The organism is Leucobacter rhizosphaerae, from assembly GCF_022919175.1.
GTDB lineage: Bacteria > Actinomycetota > Actinomycetes > Actinomycetales > Microbacteriaceae > Leucobacter > Leucobacter rhizosphaerae.
Window position 1 is genome coordinate 2,903,635 of record NZ_CP095043.1, and the last position, 21,498, is coordinate 2,925,132.

General features: G+C 71.0%; 21 protein-coding genes. 13 read left to right on the forward strand and 8 right to left on the reverse strand.

What is annotated here, in order from left to right; translation table 11 throughout:
- Positions 1–40 precede the first annotated feature (40 nt).
- Positions 41–991 carry a prolyl aminopeptidase gene (pip, locus tag MUN76_RS13360; protein WP_244685319.1) on the forward strand — a complete coding sequence of 317 codons (951 nt, stop codon included), beginning with the start codon at positions 41–43 and terminating at the stop codon, positions 989–991.
- Between the two features lie 80 nt (positions 992–1,071).
- On the opposite strand, the gene MUN76_RS13365 is transcribed toward pip, so the two are convergent.
- Entirely contained in the window at positions 1,072–2,007 is a 936-nt protein-coding gene (locus MUN76_RS13365; protein ID WP_244685321.1) for a LysR family transcriptional regulator, read from the reverse strand.
- Between the two features lie 85 nt (positions 2,008–2,092).
- Between MUN76_RS13365 and tdh the strand changes: the two genes are divergently transcribed.
- The 3 genes from tdh to ypfJ all read left to right on the forward strand — a co-directional run bounded on the left by tdh (position 2,093) and on the right by ypfJ (position 5,269).
- Positions 2,093–3,136 (forward strand): L-threonine 3-dehydrogenase, encoded by a 1,044-nt coding sequence (gene tdh / locus MUN76_RS13370; RefSeq protein WP_244685323.1) that lies wholly within the window; start codon positions 2,093–2,095, stop codon positions 3,134–3,136.
- Positions 3,133–4,314: a glycine C-acetyltransferase gene (locus MUN76_RS13375; protein ID WP_244685325.1), complete on the forward strand. Its 1,182-nt coding sequence runs from the start codon at positions 3,133–3,135 to the stop codon at positions 4,312–4,314. Before tdh ends, MUN76_RS13375 begins: the two co-directional genes overlap by 4 nt.
- Positions 4,315–4,375: 61 nt before the next feature.
- The gene (gene ypfJ, locus MUN76_RS13380) at positions 4,376–5,269 is read left to right on the forward strand and encodes a KPN_02809 family neutral zinc metallopeptidase (RefSeq protein WP_244685327.1); all 894 of its coding nucleotides are present in this window, start codon (positions 4,376–4,378) and stop codon (positions 5,267–5,269) included.
- A 7-nt stretch (positions 5,270–5,276) separates the two neighbouring features.
- On the opposite strand, the gene MUN76_RS13385 is transcribed toward ypfJ, so the two are convergent.
- The 5 genes from MUN76_RS13385 to MUN76_RS13405 all read right to left on the reverse strand — a co-directional run bounded on the left by MUN76_RS13385 (position 5,277) and on the right by MUN76_RS13405 (position 10,328).
- Complete coding sequence (locus MUN76_RS13385; RefSeq protein ID WP_244685328.1) at positions 5,277–6,155, reverse strand: LysR substrate-binding domain-containing protein; 879 nt, start codon at positions 6,153–6,155, stop codon at positions 5,277–5,279.
- Positions 6,152–6,490, reverse strand: a complete 339-nt coding sequence (locus tag MUN76_RS13390) for an MGMT family protein (protein WP_244685330.1) — start codon at positions 6,488–6,490, stop codon at positions 6,152–6,154. The genes MUN76_RS13385 and MUN76_RS13390 overlap by 4 nt, the downstream gene beginning before the upstream one ends.
- Before the next feature lie 23 nt (positions 6,491–6,513).
- Positions 6,514–7,236: a VIT1/CCC1 transporter family protein gene (locus MUN76_RS13395; RefSeq protein WP_244685332.1), complete on the reverse strand. Its 723-nt coding sequence runs from the start codon at positions 7,234–7,236 to the stop codon at positions 6,514–6,516.
- 160 nt (positions 7,237–7,396) lie between these two features.
- Positions 7,397–9,286 (reverse strand): ABC-F family ATP-binding cassette domain-containing protein, encoded by a 1,890-nt coding sequence (locus MUN76_RS13400; protein ID WP_244685334.1) that lies wholly within the window; start codon positions 9,284–9,286, stop codon positions 7,397–7,399.
- Between the two features lie 259 nt (positions 9,287–9,545).
- Entirely contained in the window at positions 9,546–10,328 is a 783-nt protein-coding gene (locus tag MUN76_RS13405; protein WP_244685336.1) for a formylglycine-generating enzyme family protein, read from the reverse strand.
- A gap of 77 nt (positions 10,329–10,405) precedes the next feature.
- Between MUN76_RS13405 and MUN76_RS13410 the strand changes: the two genes are divergently transcribed.
- A complete protein-coding gene (locus MUN76_RS13410) occupies positions 10,406–10,903 on the forward strand; it encodes an SRPBCC family protein (protein WP_244685337.1) in 498 nt (165 codons plus the stop codon).
- Positions 10,904–10,963: 60 nt separating this feature from the next.
- On the opposite strand, the gene MUN76_RS13415 is transcribed toward MUN76_RS13410, so the two are convergent.
- Positions 10,964–11,998, reverse strand: a complete 1,035-nt coding sequence (locus tag MUN76_RS13415) for an NAD(P)-dependent alcohol dehydrogenase (RefSeq protein WP_244685338.1) — start codon at positions 11,996–11,998, stop codon at positions 10,964–10,966.
- Positions 11,999–12,328: 330 nt separating this feature from the next.
- Between MUN76_RS13415 and MUN76_RS13420 the strand changes: the two genes are divergently transcribed.
- Together MUN76_RS13420 and MUN76_RS13425 are read left to right on the forward strand one after the other, a co-directional pair.
- Positions 12,329–12,724 carry a hypothetical protein gene (locus MUN76_RS13420; protein ID WP_244685339.1) on the forward strand — a complete coding sequence of 132 codons (396 nt, stop codon included), beginning with the start codon at positions 12,329–12,331 and terminating at the stop codon, positions 12,722–12,724.
- Positions 12,725–13,138: a hypothetical protein gene (locus MUN76_RS13425; protein ID WP_244685340.1), complete on the forward strand. Its 414-nt coding sequence runs from the start codon at positions 12,725–12,727 to the stop codon at positions 13,136–13,138. It begins immediately after the preceding gene.
- A 21-nt stretch (positions 13,139–13,159) separates the two neighbouring features.
- On the opposite strand, the gene MUN76_RS13430 is transcribed toward MUN76_RS13425, so the two are convergent.
- Complete coding sequence (locus MUN76_RS13430) at positions 13,160–14,212, reverse strand: LLM class flavin-dependent oxidoreductase (protein ID WP_244685341.1); 1,053 nt, start codon at positions 14,210–14,212, stop codon at positions 13,160–13,162.
- 260 nt (positions 14,213–14,472) lie between these two features.
- Here MUN76_RS13430 and MUN76_RS13435 point away from each other — a divergent pair, with 260 nt between their 5' ends.
- The 6 genes from MUN76_RS13435 (at position 14,473) to MUN76_RS13460 (ending at position 21,498) form a co-directional block, all read left to right on the forward strand.
- The gene (locus MUN76_RS13435) at positions 14,473–15,237 is read left to right on the forward strand and encodes an ABC transporter ATP-binding protein (RefSeq protein ID WP_244685342.1); all 765 of its coding nucleotides are present in this window, start codon (positions 14,473–14,475) and stop codon (positions 15,235–15,237) included.
- Positions 15,234–16,622 (forward strand): ABC transporter permease, encoded by a 1,389-nt coding sequence (locus MUN76_RS13440; protein WP_244685343.1) that lies wholly within the window; start codon positions 15,234–15,236, stop codon positions 16,620–16,622. The genes MUN76_RS13435 and MUN76_RS13440 overlap by 4 nt, the downstream gene beginning before the upstream one ends.
- A 135-nt stretch (positions 16,623–16,757) precedes the next feature.
- Entirely contained in the window at positions 16,758–18,266 is a 1,509-nt protein-coding gene (locus MUN76_RS13445) for a leucyl aminopeptidase family protein (protein WP_244685344.1), read from the forward strand.
- Positions 18,263–19,585 (forward strand): M18 family aminopeptidase, encoded by a 1,323-nt coding sequence (locus MUN76_RS13450; RefSeq protein ID WP_244685346.1) that lies wholly within the window; start codon positions 18,263–18,265, stop codon positions 19,583–19,585. The genes MUN76_RS13445 and MUN76_RS13450 overlap by 4 nt, the downstream gene beginning before the upstream one ends.
- Before the next feature lie 336 nt (positions 19,586–19,921).
- Positions 19,922–20,380, forward strand: coding sequence for a flavin reductase family protein (locus MUN76_RS13455; RefSeq protein WP_244685348.1), 459 nt, complete (start codon positions 19,922–19,924; stop codon positions 20,378–20,380).
- Positions 20,381–20,391: 11 nt separating this feature from the next.
- Positions 20,392–21,498, forward strand: a complete 1,107-nt coding sequence (locus tag MUN76_RS13460) for an LLM class flavin-dependent oxidoreductase (protein ID WP_244685350.1) — start codon at positions 20,392–20,394, stop codon at positions 21,496–21,498.

Sequence of the window (21,498 nt, forward strand, 5' to 3'; positions counted from 1 at the left end):
TGCGAACGCTGTATCCCCGATCGAACCGCACGATTCCGGCATGCTCGATGTCGGGGACGGGCAGCGCGTGTACTGGGAGGTCTGCGGCACCCCGACGGGCAAGCCGGTCGTCTTCCTGCACGGCGGCCCCGGCGGCGGCTGCAGCGTCGACCATCGCCGCTACTTCGACCCCGAGCGCTACCGCATCGTCCTCTTCGATCAGCGGGGGTGCGGGCGCAGCCTGCCGCACGCGAGCGACCCCGACGCCGATCTCTCGGCGAACACGACGTGGCACCTCGTCGCCGACATCGAGCGACTCCGCGCGCACCTCGGGATCGAGCGCTGGCAGGTGTTCGGCGGCTCGTGGGGATCGACGCTCGCCCTCGCGTACGCGCAGACGCACCCGAGCCGGGCGGCGGAGCTCGTGCTGCGCGGGATCTTCACCCTGCGGCAGAGCGAGATCGACTGGTTCTATCAGGAGGGCGCGTCGCACCTCTTCCCGGATGTGTGGGAGGAGTACCTGGGCGTGATCGCCGAGGCCGAGCGCGGGGATCTCGTCGCCGCCTACCACCGCCGACTCTTCGACCCGGACCCGGCGGTGCACGTGCCGGCCGGAGTAGCCTGGACGGTGTGGGAGAACTCGACGATCCGACTGATCCCGGATCAGGACGGCATCGCCGAGGCGCGCGCGGATGAGGCAGCCGCGGTGGCGTTCGCCCGTATCGAAAACCACTACTTCACCCACGGCGGCTGGCTCGAGGAGGGTCAGTTGATTCGGGACGCTGCCGCGACGCTCAGCGGAATCCCCGGGGTGATCGTGCAGGGTCGCTACGACGCCTGCACACCCGCGCGGACGGCGTGGGACCTGCACCGGGCCTGGCCCGAGGCGCACCTCGAGATGATCCCGGACGCGGGTCACGCGGCGAGCGAGCCGGGGATCGTCGACGCGCTGATCCGCGCGACGGATCGCTTCGCCGAAGGTCGTTTCGCGCAGACTCGCCAGGTCTCTTGAGCCCCGCCTCTTGAGCTGCGCCTCCCCCGGGCGAGTGAACGCAATGCAACCTCCCCACACGACACAGGGGTGCATTGCGTTCACTCGGGGCGGGGCGGGGGGAGTTCGGTCGCCTCGACAAGTCGCGCCATCACGAAGCGGAGGGCCGCGATGACGGTCTGCACCGACTGCCGGTGCAGGTTCTCCGGTCGGGTCAGCAGGTCGATGCGGCGGCTCGCCGTGATGCCGGTCAGGGGTCGCAGCACGAGGCCGGCGTGCGCCGATCCGACGGTGTAGCGCGGCACCATGCCGATCGCGTCGCCTGACGCGATCACCGACGCCACTGAGCCATAGTCGTTGACGCGGTGCACGACCTCGATCGAACGGTCGGTGACCGCCGCGATCGCACCGACCAGATCGTCGGGGGAGAACCCCTCGCGACTCGTGACCCAGCGCTCTCCGGCGACGTCGGCGGGAGCCAGCTCGGCGCGACGGGCGAGGGGATGGCCGATGGGCAGGGCGACGTCGAGCGGCTCTTGCACGAGCGGGATCACCTGCAGGTCGTCCGACGGCCACGGGGCGCTGTGCGCCAGACGGTGCGCGAGCACCAGGTCGTAGCGGGCGGCGAGCTGCGGGAAGCCCTCCTGCGCGACGTCCTCGTCGGCGAGGTGGAGCTTCGGAGCGTCCTCGAGCGTGCGGAGTTCCGTGATCACCGGCCCGAAGAGCGCCTGTGCGGCGCTGTGGAACCCGCAGAGGCGGACGGTGCCGCTCGGCACGGCCTCGAACACCTCCACGGCGTGCCGCGCAGCCGCGATGGCATCGATCACGTCGACCCCCGCGCGAGACAGGGCGAGCCCGGCGTTCGTGAGGCTCAGGTTGCGGCCACGCCGCTGGGTGAGGGGCGCCTGGAACTCCCGCTGCAGCGCCGACAACTGCTGGGACACCGCGCTCGGAGTGACGTGGAGCGCGGCGGCCACCGCGGTCACACTGCCGAGTGCCCCGAGTTCGCGCAAGATCTCGAGCTGCCGAAGTTCCATGGTGCTCCCTAATTAAGCCTTAGCTTAACCAATGTTGAAGTTCTTGCCGGTTGTTCTCAATCCAGAAAGATGGCGGAATGGTCACATGCAAGCGCTGCTGAAGTCACGATCCGAACCAGGGTTCACGTTGTCCGAGGTGCCCGACCCCGAGTGCCGTGCCGACGAGGTCGTGGTACGTGTGCTCCGCACCGGCATCTGCGGCACCGATCTGCACATCTACGCGTGGGACGACTGGGCCGCGGGCGCCGTTCGCGCCCCGCTCGTTCCCGGTCACGAGTTCTTCGGCGAGGTGGTCGAGGTGGGGGACGGCGTGCGCGACGTCCGAGTCGGCGATCGGGTCTCGGGAGAGGGACACATCGTGTGCGGCACCTGCCGGAACTGCCGAGCGGGACGTCGCCAGATGTGCATCCGGACGATCGGGCTGGGACTGCAGCGGGACGGTGCGTTCGCCGAACTGCTGGCGATCCCCGCGAGCAACGTGTGGGTGCACTCGCATGAGATCGCCCCCGAGCTCGGCGCGATCTTCGATCCGCTCGGCAATGCCGTGCACACGGCGCTCGCCTTCCCGCTGGTCGGGGAGGACGTGCTCGTGAGCGGCTGCGGTCCGATCGGGCTGATGTCGATCGCGGTCGCTCGCCACGTCGGAGCGCGGTACATCGTCGCCACCGACGTCAGCCCGGCACGGCTCGCGCTCGCCGCGGACATGGGCGCGAATGATGCTGTCGATGTCTCCAGGGAGCGGATCAGTCGATCGCAGGAGACGCTCTGCCTGCGGGAGGGGTTCGACATCGGTTTCGAGATGAGCGGGGCGCCCGGCGCGCTGCCGGAGATGATCGAGAACATGAATCACGGCGGGAGGATCGCGATGCTCGGGCTGTCCGCGGAGCCGTACCCGATCGACTGGAGCAAGGTGGTGACGCACATGCTCACGCTCTCGGGCATCTACGGACGCGAGATGTTCGAGACGTGGAACGCGATGGCCAGCATGCTCCAGACGAGCGAGACGCTGCGGGAGCGCATCTCGTCGGTGATCGCCCAGACCTTGCCGGCGCGCGAGTGGGAGGCAGGGTTCGCCGCCGCGCGATCCGGCGCCACCGGCAAGATCATCCTGGATTGGACCGCACTGTGAGCCGCGCGGCCTTCCGGGCACATCTCGAATCTGAACTCACGGAGATTCAGGCGTCCGGTCTCCTGAAGTCCGAGCGCGAGATCGTCGGGGCGCAGGGCGTCGAGGTCGAGGTCGACGGCGCGCGCATGCTCAACTTCTGCGCGAACAACTACCTGGGGTTCGCGGACGAGTCCACGATCGTCGCCGCGGCGCATCGCGCACTGGACGAGTGGGGGTACGGCATGGCGAGCGTGCGCTTCATCTGCGGCACCCAGCAGCTGCACCGCGACCTCGAAACCCGGCTGTCGGCGTTCCTGGGCACCGAGGATTCGATCCTCTACTCCTCGTGCTTCGACGCGAACGGCGGGGTGTTCGAGACGCTGTTCGGTGCTGAGGACGCGATCATCTCCGACGCGCTCAACCATGCCTCGATCATTGATGGGATCCGGCTGTCGAAGGCGCGGAGGGTTCGGTACGCGAACCGGGACCTCGCGGATCTCGAGGCGCGGCTTGTCGAGGCGTCCGATGCGCGATTCCGTGTGATCGTGACGGACGGCGTGTTCTCGATGGACGGCTCGATCGCGCCGCTGGCCGAGATCTGCGACCTCGCGGATCGACACGGCGCCCTCGTGTTCGTCGACGACTCCCACGCCGTCGGGTTCCTCGGGGAGCACGGCCGCGGGACCCCGGAGCTCTGCGGCGTGGCGGATCGCGTGGACATCCTGACCGGCACGTTCGGCAAGGCGCTCGGCGGCGCGGCGGGCGGGTACGTCTCAGGGCGCAGTGAGGTGGTGGCGCTGCTCCGCCAGCGCTCGCGGCCCTACCTCTTCTCGAACTCGCTCACCCCGGCGCTCGTCGCGGGCACGCTGGCCGCGCTCGACCTCGTCGCGCAGGCCGAGGATGCGCGGGATCGCCTGCGGCACAACGCGGAGCGGTTCCGCGAGCTGATGGCGGCGGAGGGGTTCACGCTGCTGCCCGGGCAGCACCCGATCGTGCCGGTGATGTTCGGCGACGCGGGCCTGACCGCGCGCATGGCGGCGGAGCTGCAGGAGCGGGGGATCTTCGTCGCGGCCTTCAGCTATCCGGTGGTCCCGCACGGCACCGCGCGCATCCGGGTGCAGCTCTCGGCGGCGCACACCGAGGCGCAGATCCGGGCTTGCGTCGCGGCGTTCGTCGCTGCTCGAGCCGCGCTCGGCTAGCACGCACCCCTACTATGGAAGCAGCGATCGTGTGTGTCGCCGTCACCCCGAGGAGTGCACCATGACCTTCAACGACAACGTGCGGGTGGACACCGGCAAGGTGTCCAAGCGCAGCGGTGGCCGGCGCGGCGGAGCGATCGCGGGCGGCGGCATCGGGATCGCGCTTCTCCTGCTGATCGGGTCGCAGATCCTCGGCGTGAACCTCGCCCCGTTCCAGCCCGTGGTGGAGCAGCTCGTGGGCGGCGGAAGCTCGGGCGACGCGGGCCAGGAGGTCGCACTGACGGGGTGCGAGACGGGCGCGGACGCGAACGAGGACACGGAATGCCGCATGGCCGCCGCGAGCGATTCGCTTGAGCGGTACTGGTCGACGCAGGTGGGCAACTACCGCGGGCCCGCCGACGTTGTGCTCTTCTCCGGCCAGACCCAGTCGGGCTGCGGTGCGGCCTCCTCCGCTACCGGCCCCTTCTACTGCCCGTCCGACGAGTCGATCTACATCGACGTCGCGTTCTTCGAGACGCTCCGGAGCGACTACGGCGCCAGCGGCGGATCCCTCGCCCAGATGTACGTGCTCGCCCACGAGTGGGGGCACCACGTCTCGAACCTCATCGGATCGCTGCAGAGTGTCGGCCGCGAGACCGGCCCGGCTTCGGGATCGGTGCGTCTCGAACTGCAGGCCGACTGCTTCGCGGGCGCATGGGTGCAGAGCGCGCAGACCGTGACCGATGACAGCGGGGTGCCGTTCCTGAAGCCGGTGACCCAGGCCGAGATCGCCGACGCGATGGATGCCGCCGGCACGGTCGGCGACGACCACATCATGGAGTCCGCGGGCGTCGGCGTCGATCCCGAGCGGTTCACGCACGGCACGTCGGAGCAGCGCCAGCGCTGGTTCATGACCGGGTACGAGAACGGGCCGACCTCGTGCGGCACGTTCGACGTGGCGGCGTCGGCGCTGTAGAGCCCGGCTAGCGGCGCTTGCGGCGCGCGGCCTTGCGCTTCTCGGCCTTCGCCCGCTCGATCTTCTCCCGGGCTGCCGCGAGCTGCGCGCCGCGGGAGTTCGCCTTGAGCTTCGCCGACTTCGCCGACTTCTGCTGAGCCGACTTCTGCTGCGCGGCCTTCTGCGAGGCCTGCCGCGCATCAGGCGTCTGTGCGGGATCCCCGTCCGCCGCCGGCCGGGAGCTGCGCGCGGTGCGGCCCCGCATCACCCCGATGAGCTGCTGCACGTCGGCGGCATCGCGCTCGACCGCCCAACTCGCCCAGACCGTGCTGCCCGCGAGCGGGGGCTCGCCCACCACGCGCAGCACCGCGTGCCGTCGCTTGTCGCCGATGTGCCGCGCGAGCAGCTGGGGCAGCAGGATCGCGCCGGATCCCGCAGCGACGAGCTCGAGCGCCGCCAGCGCGTTGCGCGGCATCCAGTCGGGATCCTGCCAGGGCTCGGCCGTGGGCCACTCGGGGGAGTGATCGGGGTGATCGAGCAGCGTCACGAGCGAGAGGTCCGACGGGGCGACCTGCTCCTGCTCGGCGAGCTCGTGGTCGCGCGGCACGACCAGGGCGATGGCCTCGGTGTAGAGGCGGATCGCGTGCCGGTCCGGCGCGGCCGCGCCGGCCACCTCCACCGTGCCGGCGGGGCGCTGGCCGGGGGCGACGCGCTCGATGACCACGTCGTAGTCCTCGGGACGCTTCGGCCCCGCGAAGGTCAGGTTGAGCGGCACGAGCTCGAGCGGGATCCCGGGCTGCACCACTCGCCAGCGCTCGGCCCACTTGCTCGGGGCGATGCCGCGCGCGAACCCGAGGCGCAGGGCCGGGGTCTCCGCGTGGGTGGGGTCGGGTGTCGTCTCAGTCACAGCGCGACCTCCGCGTAGATCTCGTGGGTGTAGGGCAGCCGCGCACTCGACAGCGCGATGCGGTACTCGCCGGGTCGGGGCTCTCCGCGGAGCGGCGTGCCCTCCTCGAGGTAGTGCGGCAGCGCGAGCACCTCGTGCCCCTGCGGCGGCTGACCGCTCGCCGGAACGACCCGCCACCAGTGCGTGCCGTGCCCGTAGAGTGCCATCACCCGGCCGACGGCCCGAGGGGCCTCGGAGCCGATCGCGATCCCGACGTCGCCGTAGGTCATGACGCGCCCGGGCGGGATGCGCGCGACGGTCGCGAGCACGGCATCGACGAATTCGGGACTGGGCACCCATCGAGTCTACGGGCTGCCGGCTAGCCGATCGCGGAGACCCCGAGCAGCATGCCGATCGTGTAGGTGACGGCGACGGCCACCCCGCCGAAGAGCAACTGCCGGGTGGCTCCGGCGAGCCAGTTGCGGCGCGTGACGCGTGCGGCGAGCCCGCCGGCGATCAGCAGCCCGACGCCGCCGAGCGCGAGACCCCACGCGAGCGTGCCGAAGCCGAAGATGAACGGCAGGATCGGGATCACCGCGCCGATCCCGAACGACAGCAGCGAGGAGAACGCGGCGACCCACGGAGACGGCTTCTCCTCCGGGCTGAGCCCGAGCTCGTGGGAGAGGTGCACCTTGACGGCCTGCTCGCTGTCGGCGTGCACCTGGCCGGCGGCCGTGCGCGCGATCTCCGTGTCCATGCCGAGGCGCTCGAAGAGCTGCGTGAGCTCGGCGCGCTCTCCCTCGGGGTTGCGGTCGTGCGCCTCCCGCTCCACCCGGACCTCGGCGTCGAGCTGCTCGTTCGCCGTGCGCACGGAGGTGAACTCGCCGAGCGCCATCGAGATCGCGCCGGCGATGAGACCCGAGATGCCGGTGATGGCCACGATCCCCGGCGCCGCGCCCGCCGCGGCGATCCCCGCGATGAGTCCGAGGTTCGAGACGAGCCCGTCCATCGCCCCGAACACACTCGCCCGGAGCCAGCCCGAGGAGACGTCGGCGTGGCGGTGATCGTACTCGTGGGGGTTGGCGATGTTGACGTCGCTCATGGCGGCTCCTGCGGGTCTGGCGGTTCTCGCGGATCGTGCGGTGGTGCGCCGACACCCGTCGGCAAACCGCAACGCTAGCAAGGTTCGGCGGAGAGGGAGAAGCCCGAGTTGCACCTCGCCGGGGCGCTCGTCGGAGTTCGTGTCGGCGAACTCCGATCGATCACAGCGGCAGGATCTCGCCCGTCCACTGCGACCGGAGCCAGCGGTCGTGCGTCGCGATGATCACGGCGCCATCGAACGCTCGCAGTGCGGTCTCGAGCTCCTCGACCAGTGTGAGCGATAAGTGATTCGTGGGCTCGTCGAGCAGCAGGATCGGTGGCGGATCGGCGACCAGCGCCGCGAGTGCGAGCCTCCGCCGCTGTCCGACGCTCAGCGCGCCCACCGCGCGCTCGAGATCCCGCGGGGCGAGCAGACCCGTCGAGGCGAGGGGCCTGGCATCGGCTGCCTCGGGGCCGACGAGCCTGCGGTAGGTCTCCGCGGCCGAGCGGGCCGGAGCATCGAACGTCACCTCCTGCGGGAGGTATCCGATCCGCCCGTCGCGGGTCACCGCTCCGCTCGACGGGGTGAGCTCACCGGCGAGGATCGCGAGCAGCGTCGACTTCCCGGCCCCGTTCGGGCCCGTCAGCATGATCCTGCCGCGACGGTCGAGCTCGAGGCTCGTCGTGGTGAGCCGATCCGTCAGAGCAACACGTTCCGCAGTGAGCACGGGCACGTCGCGCAGGTGCGCGTCGGTCAGAGGCGCGCCTCCCGGTTCGCCCGGGAATCCGCGGAAACGGAGCGGCTCGGGTGGGCGCCGCACGCGATCGCGCTCGAGCACCTCCAGTCGGACCCGGGCGTTGCGGGCGCGTCGCGAGGTCACCCGGGCGTCCTTGTCGGCGTAGAACTTGCGGGTGATCCGCGACTCGGACTTCGACTCGTGCTTTCTGTTCACCTCGCGCGATCCGACCTCGATCTCGTGCACCAGCGCCTCGCGCTCCTCGGACTCCGTCGCGTAGCGCTCCCGCCAGCGCTGCAGCTCGGCTCGACGGGCGTCACGGGCGGCGGAGTAGCCGACGCCCCAGACCCGCACCCCGAGCCCGGAGCCGGGATCGTCGGTTTGCGCGGCGTTCTCCGTCTGCGCGGTGCGCTCCGTCAGTCTGGTGCGCTCCGTGGGCCCGGTGCGCTCCGTCAGATCAGTATTCTCGGCGACCGGCGCCGCCGCGTCCGCCAGCGTGCGCGCCGCGATCGGCAGCGGGTCGAGATCCAGGATCCGGGTCGTCACCGCGTCGAGGAGCGCACGATCGTGGCTCGCGACGATGACCACCCCGGGCCAGCCGGCCAGCACACGTTCGAGGTATGCCGCCGAGGCGTCGTCGAGGTGGTTCGACGGCTCGTCGAGCAGCAGGGTGAACGGGTGCTCGAGGAGTACGGCCGCGAGCGCGAGACGCAGCCGCTGGCCGCCCGACAGCTCGCCGATGAGTGTGCCCTCCGGGATCCCGCGCAGCCCGAGCCCGATGAGCATGTCCCCGCGCCGGGCCTCGGCGGACCAGGCCTCGTCCCGGTCGGCCGCCTCGAGTGCCGCGGCGTAGGCATCGGCCAGCTCGGGGTCATCCGGGTGTTCAGCGAATGCGGCACCGAGGTGCTCGATGCGCTCGAGTGCCGTGCGGGATCCCCGCTGCGCGTCGTCGAGCACCCGCGCGATGGGCGTGCCGTCGGGATACGGCAGTTCCTGGGCGAGGATCGCGACGGAGCCCGGGTGCCGCACCCGGCCGGCGTCGGGGACGAGCGGATCCGGACCCGCGTCACCCGCGAGGATGCGCAGCAGGGTCGACTTGCCGGTCCCGTTCTCGCCGATGAGCCCGATGCGGTCGCCGGGCGCCGCCGTGAACGAGATGTCGCTGAGCACCCGACGATCGCCGAAACTCTGGGAGACCCCGTCGACGATCAGGTGACCGAGGCCCATGGAGCGCTGCTCGCCGGAGCGCGCGACCCGCGCGGCCGCGGTGAGGTCGGGGGCGACGGAGTGGTGGGCGGCGTGGTGGGTGGTGGGATGGGTCGCTGGTGCGGGCATGGGAGCCGCCTTTCGGAGAACTGAAGGAGGACTCCGCGGGGCGTGCCGTGCCGACGTGGTGCAGGTGCGGCCAGCCGGAAGACGGCAGTGCCTCGCACAGATGTGAACACGCAGGATCGGCGCCTCGGGCGCGGAGCATCAACTGCGTCAGATCTTCACGGGGTCGAGTGTACGCAGGTTCGGGCGCAGCGTGCAAGGCCCGCGGCGCCCGGCCTCGGTGCCCGCCTGCGGGCAGACGCGGCGATCCTGGGGTTTGGCGCTACGCCGAAGCCAGCGGTGTCCACCCCACCGGGCGGGGCCCCGGAGTGGCCGCTCGGCGACGATCCTCGGCCTCGGACCACCCCTGCCCCTCCGGGCCGGGCGCTCCCTGGGCGATCCGGAACCCGGTATCTTCGAGGCGTGCGTCGGGGGCATCGCCGCGCCGCACACCCGCTCGGCAGCTCCACTCGGGGTCCGCCCATCCGCCGCCCTTGAGCACCCGGTAGTCGCCGTACCGCGCGGGGTCGAGTCGATCCCAGCACCACTCCCACACGTTGCCGAGGGTGTCGTGCAGCCCGAATGCGTTCGGGTTCTTGCGGCCGACCGGTTGCGGGCCGGTGATCTCGTCGGCCGCGCTCCAGGCGATCTGATCGAGCTCGCCGTAGCGCGCACCGTCGGTGCCGGCCCGGCACGCTCGCACCCACTCGGCCTCCGTCGGGAGCCGGAACCCCGCGGCATGGAGCCTCCAGGTGACCGTTCCCTCGTCGAGTGCGTAGGCCGGCTCGAAGCCGGCGGCGATCGAGGCGGCGTTGCACCAGGTGATCGCGTCGATCCAGCGCACTCCCGCCACCGGAAGCTCGTCCGCATCCGGCAATGCGCTGTTGCTGTTGCTGTTGCTGTTGCTGTCGCCGTCGAAATGGCCGTGCGCCCGGACCGTGTACTCCGCGGTGGTGACGGGGAATGCGCCGATGCGATACGACTGCAGGTCGACCGATCGTGTGGTGCCGCGCCGAGCGTCATCGAGTCGCACCGGGCCCGCGGCGATCTCGAGAAGCTGAGGCATGGGGAGATCCTACGCTGCGACGCCAGTACGCTGGATCCAGCGGCGGGCGGTGTCCGCCCCGAAGTGAGGGAGCAGTCATGACCACCGAAGCGACCGGGCGTGTGATCCCGACCCCGAAGGGCGTCGACCTGGTGCTGGTGCGATCCCTCGCGCTGCCGATCGACGAGGCCTGGGAGTACCTGACCGTCTCCGAGCGCACGGCGGAGTGGTTCGGTGCCTGGGACGGTGACGGCCGCGCCGGTGGGAGCGTGAGGATCCGCATGGCGTTCGAGGCCGACGGTCCGCCGGTGCGCGCGCAGATCATCGCCTGCGAGGCACCGCACCGGCTCGAACTCGTCACCACCACCAACGACGACGGGTGGGAGCTCGAACTGCACCTCGAGGCGGACGGCGAGGACGACTCCCTGCTGCGCTTCGTGCACCACCTCGACTCCGCCGAGAACGTCGGCGACATCGGGCCGGGTTGGGAGTACTACCTCGACCTGCTCGTGGCGGCGACGGAGGGCACGGAGCAGCCGAACTTCGACCAGTACTACCCGGCGCTCAGCGAGGCCTATGAGGCGCAGCGCCCGTGATGCGGCGCGGGGGCCCGGCGCCGTCCCCCGGCTCCGGACCCCCGCGAACGATCCCGTGACCTACGGAATCACGACTGCGCGACCGCGCACCTCACCGTGGTGCAGACGCGCGTAGGCGTCGGGGGCGTCGTCGATCCCGTACCGCTCGACGTGCACGTCGACCGCGCCGACGCGGGCGAGGTCGAGCACCTCCATCAGCTCGGAACGGCTGCCCCAATACGGTGCGCGCACGGAGGCGCCGAAGGGGGTCGAGAAGAAGCCGGTCGGCAGCAGTCCGCCGCCGATCCCGACGATGTGGATATTGCCGTTCACGGCGACGACCTCGCGTGCGATGTCGATGGTGGGCTGCACGCCGGCGAAGTCGAAGACGGCCTCCGCGCCCTGGCCGCCGGTGAGCTCGCGGATCTGCGCGGCGGCGTCGGGCCCGGAGACCACGGTGTGGTGCGCGCCGACCTCCTTCGCGAGGGCCAGCTTCTCGTCGCTCGTGTCGACCGCGATCACGGTCGCGCCCGAGATCGCGCGGATGATCTGCACGCCCACGTGGCCGAGGCCGCCGACGCCGAGCACCACGGCGGTCGATCCCGCGCGCAGGTGATCCTTTGCCGCGACGATCGCGTGGTACGGCGTGAGTCCGGCGTCGGTGAGCGAGACGACCTCGACCGGGTCGAGGTCGCCGAGCGGCACGAGGTGACGCTTGTCGTCGACGATCACGTACTCGGCCATCGCGCCGGGGGCGCCGAGACCGGGAGGCTGGATTCCGAGCTCCGCGGCGCGGGTGCAGTAGTTCTCCTGGCCCTGGGCGCACGCGTGGCAGAGCCCGCAGCCCCACGGGCCGTAGATCGCGTACGAGCCGCCGAGCTCGATGCCCTCGACGCCGTCGCCGAGCTTGTCGACGATCCCGGCGCCCTCGTGGCCGAGCGTGAGCGGCAGGCCGTAGGTGTACGCCTCCGCGGGCAGATCCATCACGAACCAGTCGGAGTGGCAGAGCCCTGCGGCGGTCACCCGCAGCCGGATCTGGCCGGGGCCGGGCTCCGGAGTCTCGATCTCAACGACCTCGGGTCCCTTGCCAATTTCGCGGTACTGCACGGCTTTCATGTCGATCCCTTCGTTTCGTCGATCGCCCTCGCGACCTCAGCACGAGGGTCACCTCCAGTCTCCTCTCCTGCCCGGCGCGGTGCCAGTCGGTTGTGCCTTTCAGCAACAGCTGTTGCTCAGGTTTGTGGTGCATCGGGGAGAGCCGCGGGCGGCGGGTGGGGGGTGGCTGATGGTGGGTGGCTGGTGCTGGGTGCTGGGTGCTGGGTGCTGGGTGCCGCCGGGTGGCGCGGGCCCGCGTCACGAGTAGGTTGGGTGTGACGGGATCGACGAGAGGGCGGATCGGTGCAGGCAGGAGTGCAACCGCGCGACCGCGGGGGAGCGGGAAGTGCTGTGCCTGCGGGGTCCCCAGGATTCACCGGGGCTGCCGCATCCGCCGGGGCGATCACCGGGTTCGTCGTGCTCTGCCTCGCCGCGTTCATCGCGGCACTGCTCGCGGTGCCGGCCGTGCGGATGGGCGGCGAGCACCTCGTGCGCGGCACGCTGGTACTCGAGATCGGGCCGGATCCGGGCGAGGCGGCGATCGCCCGAGCCGTCGCGTGGGGCCTGTTCGGGTTCGCCGTGCTCGTCGGCATCGGGGCGACCGTAGTGGCGGCGCGACGCCTCCACCCCTGGACGATCCCCGTCCCGCTCGTGCTCGTGGCAGCGGGGATCGCCGTCGGGTTCGCCGTGAATCAGGTGCCCATCGAGACCTGCCACCTGTACTTCCCGGATTGCGGGGGCTCGTAGGTGGGCGCCGTAGATCGAGGCCGGACCGGATCCGGCGCGCGCGTCCGGGCTCTCGTGGCCGCGAGCATCAGCGACGAGGCCCTCACCGTCTCCCCGCGCGGCATCTGGAAGGTCTGGAGTTTCTGCCGACGACGGCGCATTCCGCTCGCGGAGATCACGGACGTGCGGGTGTCGGATCGACCGCTCACGGAGGTCCCTGCGGGACTCCGGATCGCGGGCCTCGACATCGTGTCGATTCTCGCGGGGTACTTTCAGCGCAGCGGTGAGCGCAGTTGGTGGTGCGCGCGCCGCGGACGAAGCGCCACCGTTGTGCGGACGATCGGTCCGACGCTCACGACCTTCGTCTTCAGTTCGGCGGACGATGCGGTGCTCGTCGCGCAGCTTCGGGCGCGCGGGATCGGCGCCGCCGAGTGACCCGCGAGCCCGGCCTCGCCGTTACGCGATCGCGTCCCCCTGCACCGGGCCCTCCGTGTTCGGCTTCCAGCCGAGCGCCGGCGCCACGTGCTCCGCGAACGCCTGCAGCACGTGCAGGTTGTACTCGGGGCCGAGCTGGTTCGGGATCGTGAGCATGAGCGTGTCGGCGGCCATCACCGCTTCATCCGCGAGCAACTGCTCGACGAGCTTGTCGGGGGTGTCCGCGTAGGTCTTGCCGAACGTGGAGCGGTGACCGTCGATGATCCCGATCTGGTCCTGGCTCTCGCGCGACCGGATCCCGAAGTACGCCTCGTCCTCGGCCGTCACGATCGGGAACACGCTGCGACTCACCGAGACGCGCGGCGATCCGGTGTGTCCGGCGGCGCGGTACGCCGCACGGAAGCGGTCGATCTGGTCCCGTTGCAGCACATCGAGCGGCTCGCCCGTCGCCTCGGTCAGCAGGGTCGAGCTCATGAGGTTGAGGCCCATCCGGCCCACCTGCTCGGCAGAGGGGCGGGATCCGGCGCCCCACCAGATGTGGTCGCGCAGGGTCGCGGAGCGCGGCTCGATCGCGAGGCGGCCCGGGGGTGCCATCTGCGGATCGCTCTCGACGAGCGCCTCGCCGTCGATGGCCTGCATGAACAGCTCGAACTTATCGCGGGCGATGTCGGCGCCACGCGGGTCGTTCGAGCCCGTGTACCCGAAGGCCTCGTAGCCGCGGAGCGCGGTCTCGGGTGATCCCCGGCTCACGCCGAGCGCGAGTCGGCCGTCGGAGATGAGGTCGAGCGCGGCCGCCTCCTCGGCGAGGTACAGCGGGTTCTCGTACCGCATGTCGATGACGCCGGTGCCGACCTCGATCCGCTTCGTGCGGGCCGCCATCGCGGTCAGCAGCGGGATCGGCGACGCCGCCTGGCGGGCGAAGTGGTGCACGCGCACGTAGGCGCCGTTCACGCCGATCTCGTCGGCGCCCTCCGCAAGCTCGATGGTCTGGCGCAGCATGTCGCCGGCGGTGCGCACGCGCGAACCCGGGACGGGGCCGTAGTGCCCGAAGGACAGGAATCCGAATGCTCTCATGCCGGGTGCAACGGGCCGGGCGCAAACTGTATTCCCGCGGATACAGTTTGGGATCGGTGCTCTGCTCTGCGCTGCTCAGCTCTGCGTGTCCCAGACCGACGTTTCGGGGTCACTTGTGTGGGGTACGCGGGCTCTCACACCCCACACAAGTGACCCCGGAGGCGGCTCGAGAGGCACACGGGAACCGTGGTACCCCGGGGCCATACCCTCGGTACCCGGGGGCGATCCCGAACCCCCGACCCGAAACCTACTGTCGAAGCATGGAGATTCAGACCAGCGATATGGGGCTCGTTGCGCGCGTGGCGCAACTCGGCAAGTACTACGGCGACGGGGAGCGGCGGGTCACCGCGCTCGACGACGTCTCGATCGGGATCCGGCGCGGCCAGTTCACCGCGATCATGGGGCCGTCGGGCTCGGGCAAGTCGACCCTGATGCACGTGATGGCGGGGCTCGACACCCCGAGCGAGGGGCGGGTGTGGCTCGGCGACGACGAGATCACCGGGCTCGGCGACGCGGCGCTCACGAAGCTGCGCCGCCGCCGCATCGGGTTCGTGTTCCAGGCGTTCAACCTGATCCCGACCCTCGACGTGCGCGGCAATATCCTGCTGCCGTTCCAGCTCGACGGCTCCGCGCCGACCGCCGAGGAGCAGCGCCGGATCGACGCGCTGCTCGCCCGGCTCGGCCTGCAGGATCGGGTGCGCCACCGCCCTCACGAACTCTCGGGCGGGCAGCAGCAGCGTGTCGCCATCGCGCGGGCGCTCGCCACCCGGCCCGATGTGATCTTCGCCGACGAGCCGACCGGAGCACTTGACTCGCGCACCGGACGCGAGGTGCTCGGGCTGCTCCGGTCCGCGGTGGAGACCTCGGGGCAGAGCATCGCGATGGTGACCCACGACCCGATCGCGGCGAGCCACGCGGATCGCATCCTCTTCCTCGCCGACGGCCGCATCGTCGCCGACCACGGCGCGATGCGTCCCGAGGAGATCTCGTCCGTGATGCTGCAGCTCGAGCGGGTGCAGGCGTGAGCGGCACCCTGCGGGAGCACGGCGCCACGCTGGTCGTTTCGACGATCGCGTCCCTCTTCGCGGCGGCGCTCATCCTGTTCACCGGGATCCTGTCGACCGCGATGGATCCCGAGCTGATCGAAGCATCCGGCACGTTCCGCGTCATGCTGCTCATGGTGTCGCTCGTGTTCATCCTGATCGCGCTCTACGTCGGGGCGATCGTCACGGCCAACACCTTCGCCACGATCATCGCCGGGCGCACGCGCACCATCGCGCTGCTGCGGCTCGTGGGCGCGACGTCGGCCCGCGTGCGTGCGCGGGTCGCGGCGGAGGGGCTCGTCGTGGGCGCGCTCGGCGCGCTGCTCGGGGGCGCGCTCGCCGTCGGGCTCTGCGCGCTCGCGGTGACGCTCGGACCGGCGCAGGGGTGGCTGCCGGCCGGCCGCGCCTACCCGCTGTTCGATCCGCTCGCCCTTGTGGCGCTCGCGATCGTGGTGCTCACGACCTGGCTCGCCGCGTGGGCGGGATCGCGCCGTGTCGCCGGGGTCTCGCCGATCGCGGCGACCGGCGCCGCGGTCGAGCTGCGGCCCGAAGCGGCGCGCGGCCGCACCGCGCGCACCGTGTGGGCTCTGCTGCTGCTCATCTCCGGTTCGGCCGTGTTGGCGCTCGGGATCGTGCTCGGCCTCGTCACGCCGCTCGCGCTGTTGGTGGCGTTCGTCGGCGGTCTGCTCTCGTTCACCGGCATCGCCCTCGGCGCGCACCTCATCATGCCGCCGCTGCTGCGGCTCACGGGGCGGATGCTCGGCGGGAGCCCCACCGCACGGTTGGCCGCGGCGAACGCCGTGCGGTTCCCCGAGCGGAGCTCGCGCGCCACCATCGGCCTCGTGATCGGGGTGACCCTCGTCACGATGTTCGCGGTGGCGCTCGACAGCTACCGCACGATGACCCTGATCGCGTTCGATGCGGACCCAGCGATGGCCGCGGCGCTCGATGAGACGCTCAGCATCACCACCGCGATCTTCACCGGGCTGATCGGCTTCTCCGCGGTCATCGCCGCCGTCGGCATGATCAACACCCTCTCGCTCGGCGTGCTGCAGCGCACGCGCGAGCTCGGCCTGCTCCGCGCGCTGGGGTTCACCGGCTCGCAGGTGCGGTCGATGGTCATCGCCGAGAGCGCGCAGATGACGGGTGCGGCACTGGGGTTCGGGCTGCTGCTCGGGATCTTCTACGGCTGGGCGGCGGCGCAGTCGATGCTCGGGTCGCAGGCCGGGATCGTCGCCCCGACGATCCCGTGGCCGATCCTGGTCGGGGTCGTGGCGTTCGGTGCGGTGCTCGCGATCGGCGCGGCCGCGGCACCCGCGCGTCGCGCGATCCGGGTGTCGCCGGTCGCCGCGCTGGCGGTGGAGTAACGCAGCAGACATTGCGGGGTCACTTGTGCGGGGTGTTGCGGTGCGGGAACCCCGCACAAGTGACCCCGCGAAGGAACTGGGTGGCCACATCGGTCTCCGGGCTCGCGCCGGTGCGAGGGTGGCTAGGCTGGAGGCATGACTGTTGTGATTGATTCTGCCTTCGATCCCGTCCCCTCTCTCGGCCGCGAGACCGACGTGCGCGTCGCCTCCGCCGCCGAGGTCGAGGCCGCACCCGTGCGCGCGATCCTCGTTTCCGGCGAGGGGGACCTGCCGGAGCTTGAGCTGAGCCGCGAGGCGCTCGCCGCCGCCGGCTTCACGGCCGCGAAGAACCAGACGCTGCTGCTGCCCGGTGCGCCGCTGCGAGTGCTGGTCGGGATCGGCGGAGGCCTCGAATCGGCGGCCGCACTGCGCGACGCCGTGGCCGCGTTCACGCGGGCCGCGCACGAGTCGAGTGCGCTCGCGATCGATCTCAGCGGAGTGATCGGCTCGGAGCTCTCGGCTGCAGACGCGTCGCTCGCCGCGACCGAGGGTGCGCTCCTCGCCCGGTACCGCTACGACGCGCTCAAGAGCGAACCGAAGACCGTCGCCCTCGAGACGCTCGTGCTCGGCGTGTCCGACGCGGACGCCGCGGACGCGCGCGAGGGCGTGCAGCGCGCCGTGATCCTCGCCCGCACCGCCGGCATCGCCCGCGACCTGGCGAACACCCCGCCGCGGCACCTCAGCGCGGAGAAGTTCGCCGAGGTCATCGAGCGGGTCGCCCCCGACTTCGGGCTCGAGGTCGAGGTGTTCGATCGCGCGGCGCTCATCGAGCTCGGCTGCGGCGGTCTGCTCGGCGTCAATGCGGGCAGCATCGAGGAGCCGCGCATGATCAAGGTCTCCTACCGCCCCGCCGACGCTGAGGGCCACCTCGCGCTCATCGGCAAGGGCATCATGTACGACTCGGGCGGGATCAGCCTGAAGCCCTCGAACGCGATGCACGCGGCCATGAAGTTCGACATGATGGGCGCCGCGGCGGTGTTCTCGTCGATGACGGCCCTCCGCGAGCTCGGCTCGACCACCGCGGTGACCGGCTGGCTCATGTGCACCGACAACATGCCGTCCGGCAGCGCGACGAAGCTCGGCGACGTGCTCACGATCCGCGGCGGCAAGACCGTCGAGGTGAAGAACACCGACGCCGAGGGCCGTCTCGTGATGGCCGACGGACTCGTGCTCGCCACCGAGGAAGCTCAGCGGCCCGACGCGATCGTCGACATCGCCACACTCACCGGAGCGGCGATGATGGCGCTCGGCACCCGCACGGCGGCGATGCTCGCGAACAACGACTCGGTCGCCGCACAGCTGCAGGCCGCCGCGGACACGACCGACGAGAACATCTGGCGATTCCCGCTCGACCACCGCTACCGCGATCAGCTGAAGTCGAACACCGCGGACCTCTCGAACATCGGCGGCCAGTACGCCGGCGTGATCCTCGCGGGTCTCTTCCTGAACGAGTTCGTCGACGGGCTGCCCTGGGGGCACCTCGACATCGCCGGGACGATGCAGGCCGAGAGCGACGACCTGTGGCGCTCGGTCGGGTCGACCGGGTTCGGCGCCCGCCTGCTCGCGGAGTTCGCGGTGGCGTTCGAGGCACCGGCCGGAGCATGAGCGACGTGCAGCGGCTGCTGGGGGACCGGGACACCTACACGCGCGAGTTCGCCGACTTCGTGTCGGCCTCGCCGAGCTCGTACCACGCGGCCGCTGCGCTCGCCGCAACGCTCGAGGCCGCGGGCTACACGGCCCACCGGGAGACCGACGCGTGGGATCCCGTTGCGGCGGGGTCGCGCGGGTTCGTGGTGCGCGACGGGGCGATCATCGCCTGGCACGCCGGTGCCGACGTCGGGCCGACGAGTGCCGTGCGGATCCTCGGCACGCACACCGACTCACCGGGCTTCGTGCTGAAGCCCCGTCCCGATTTCACGGCCGACGGCTGGGCGCAGGCGGGGGTCGAGATCTACGGCGGCCCGCTCATCAACTCCTGGCTCGACCGCGACCTCGGGTTCGCGGGGCGGATCGTCACCGCGGACGGCCGGGAGCACCTCGTGCGCACCGGCGCCGTCGCGCGGATCCCGCAGCTCGCCATCCACCTGGATCGCGAGGCGAACTCCGGCCTCACGCTCGACCGGCAGCGCCACGTGCAGCCCGTGCTCGGCATCGCGGCCGAGGGGGTGTCGGTGCTGACGCTGCTCGCCGAGGGTGCGGAACGCGCCGAGGGGGTCGCCGCTGGCGGTCTTTCCGCCGAGGACATCGTCGGGGCCGACGTGCGGCTCTTCGACACGCAGCCGCCGGGACGCATCGGTGCGCGTCAGGAATTCCTCGCGTCGCCGCGCCTCGACAACCTGAGCTCGACCTTCGCGGGGCTCGCGGCGCTGCTCGGCTCGGAGCCCGCCCCCGGCACGATCGCGATGCTCGCGGCCTTCGATCACGAGGAGCTCGGCTCGAACTCGCGCTCCGGGGCGAGCGGTCCATTTTTGGAGGAGGTGCTGCGGCGCCTGCAGTCCGGCCTCGGCGCGACCGCCGATGAGGCCGCGCGCGGCCTGTCGGACTCGTGGTGCATCTCGGCCGACGCCGGGCACTCGGTGCACCCGAACTACCCCGAGAAGCACGACCCGCGGGTGCGGCCGCTCGCCGGTCGCGGCCCGATGCTGAAGGTCAACGCCAACCAGCGCTACGCGAGCGACGCGCACGGGGCCGCGCTGTGGCGGCGGGTGTGCGACGCGGCGGGCGTGGAGACGCAGGAGTTCGTGTCGAACAACATCGTGCCGTGCGGCTCGACCATCGGCCCGCTCACGGCGACGCGGATCGGGATCCGCACCGTCGATGTGGGGGTGCCGCTGCTCTCGATGCATTCCGCTCGCGAGCTGGCGCACCTCGACGACCTGCACGGACTCGCGCGCGCGGCCACCGCGTTCTTCGCGGGGGCGTAGCGGGCGCGCTGGGCGCGGCGCGCCCCTCGGTGGCGCCACACTTGCCGTGGCGCCTCCTGATGTGGCGCCACGCCTGGCCTGGCGCCACACCTGACGGAGATTTCACGCATGCAGGAGAGATCCGGTGGATCCTCTCCAGCATGTGTGAGTTCTCCGGAGTGAGTGACTGAGGCCGGCTCACCGGCGGCACCCTCACACCCACCCGCACCACCACCCACCCACGCACTTCGTATTTCGGATGGCGGTTTCGCCCGCCCCGGTGCACTCTTGTCTCAACCTGATCATCAGCGTCGAGAAAAGGGGACAAGCACCGTGCGCGAGGACTTCAGAGCCGCGATGCGTCAGTGGCAGACGGGCATCTGCCTCGTTACCGGCGTCGCTCCATCGGGGGCGCCCATCGGGCTCGTCTGCAACTCCTTCGCCTCGCTGTCACTCGACCCTCCGCTCATCAGCTGGGCGGTCGACCACGGCTCGACCGCGATCGACGGCTGGCGCGCGGTCGACTCCTACGCACTGCACGTGCTGCCGCGCATCGAGCGACCCCTCGACCACCCGCTCGTCGCGGTCTTCGCGCAGCGCGGGGGCGACAAGTTCGCGGGCCTCGCGTTCGAGCGGAACGAGCACGGCGATCCCGTGTTCCCCGGGATCGGCACCCGCTTCGACTGCCGCCTGCACCAGCGTCTGATCGTCGGCGACCACGACCTCATGATCGGACGCCCCACCACCATCATCCACCCGGAGCTGCACCCCTCCCCGCAGAACCACCCCTCCCCGCAGAACCACTCCTCCCCATAGAAATGAGCACCATGATCCGCGACATCCTCAACGGCGAAGATTTCAAGCTCGGCCTATTCTCCCCGAACTGCTCCGGTGGCCTCGCGGTCACGAAGATCCCGGACCGCTGGAGCGCCAGCTGGGAGGACAACCTCGCCCTCGCGCACGCCGCCGAAGCCGCCGGGATCGACTTCCTCCTCCCGATCGCACGCTTCATCGGCTACCAGGGCGACACGAACTTCCACGGCTCGGTGCTCGACCCCATCGTCTGGGCCGCCGGCATCCTCGCCAGCACGCGGAGGATCAACGTGTTCTCCACGATCCACACGGCCTTCAACAACCCGATGGTGGTCGCCAAACAGCTCGCGACGCTCGACCAGCTCGGCGGGGGAGGCCGCGCCGGGCTCAACGTCGTGGCCGGCTGGAACCTCCCCGAGTACGAGGCGCTCGGTGCCCCGATGCCCGAGGCCCACGACGACCGCTACGGCTTCGCGGCGGAGTGGCTCGACATCATCGACCGGGCCTGGAGCTCCGAGGGCAAGTTCCAGTACGACGGCAGGTTCTATCAGCTCAAGGACTCGGAATCCGAGCCGAAGCCGCGCGGTGGCCGGGTGCCGATCCTCAACGCGGGATCCTCGCCCCAGGGGCGCGACTTCGCGGCCCACTACTCCGATTTCGCCTTCACGATCATCCCCGATGCGGCGACCGGAGCGGGTATCGTGACATCGATGAAGGATGCGGCCCGCGGCACCTACAACCGCGGCGTGGGAGTGCTCACGCTCGGTCATGTCGTGTGCCGCGACACCCGGGCGGAGGCGGAGGACTACCTCGCCTACTACGCCGACGAGCACGCCGACTGGGGCGCGGTCGACTACCTGATGTCGCTGCAGGGCCTGCACGCCCAGTCGTTCACTCCGGAGATGCTGCAGACCATGCGCTCCCGCTTCGCCTCCGGGCACGGCTCGTTGCCGATCGTCGGCACTCCCGAGGAGGTCGCCGAGCAGATCCGCGAGGTCAGCGACGCCGGGTTCGACGGCATGACCCTGGCGTTCGTCGACTACACCGCCGAGGTGACGAGCTTCGGTCGCGACGTGATGCCGATCCTCGAGCGGATGGGCGTGCGCACGCCGCGCGAGTAG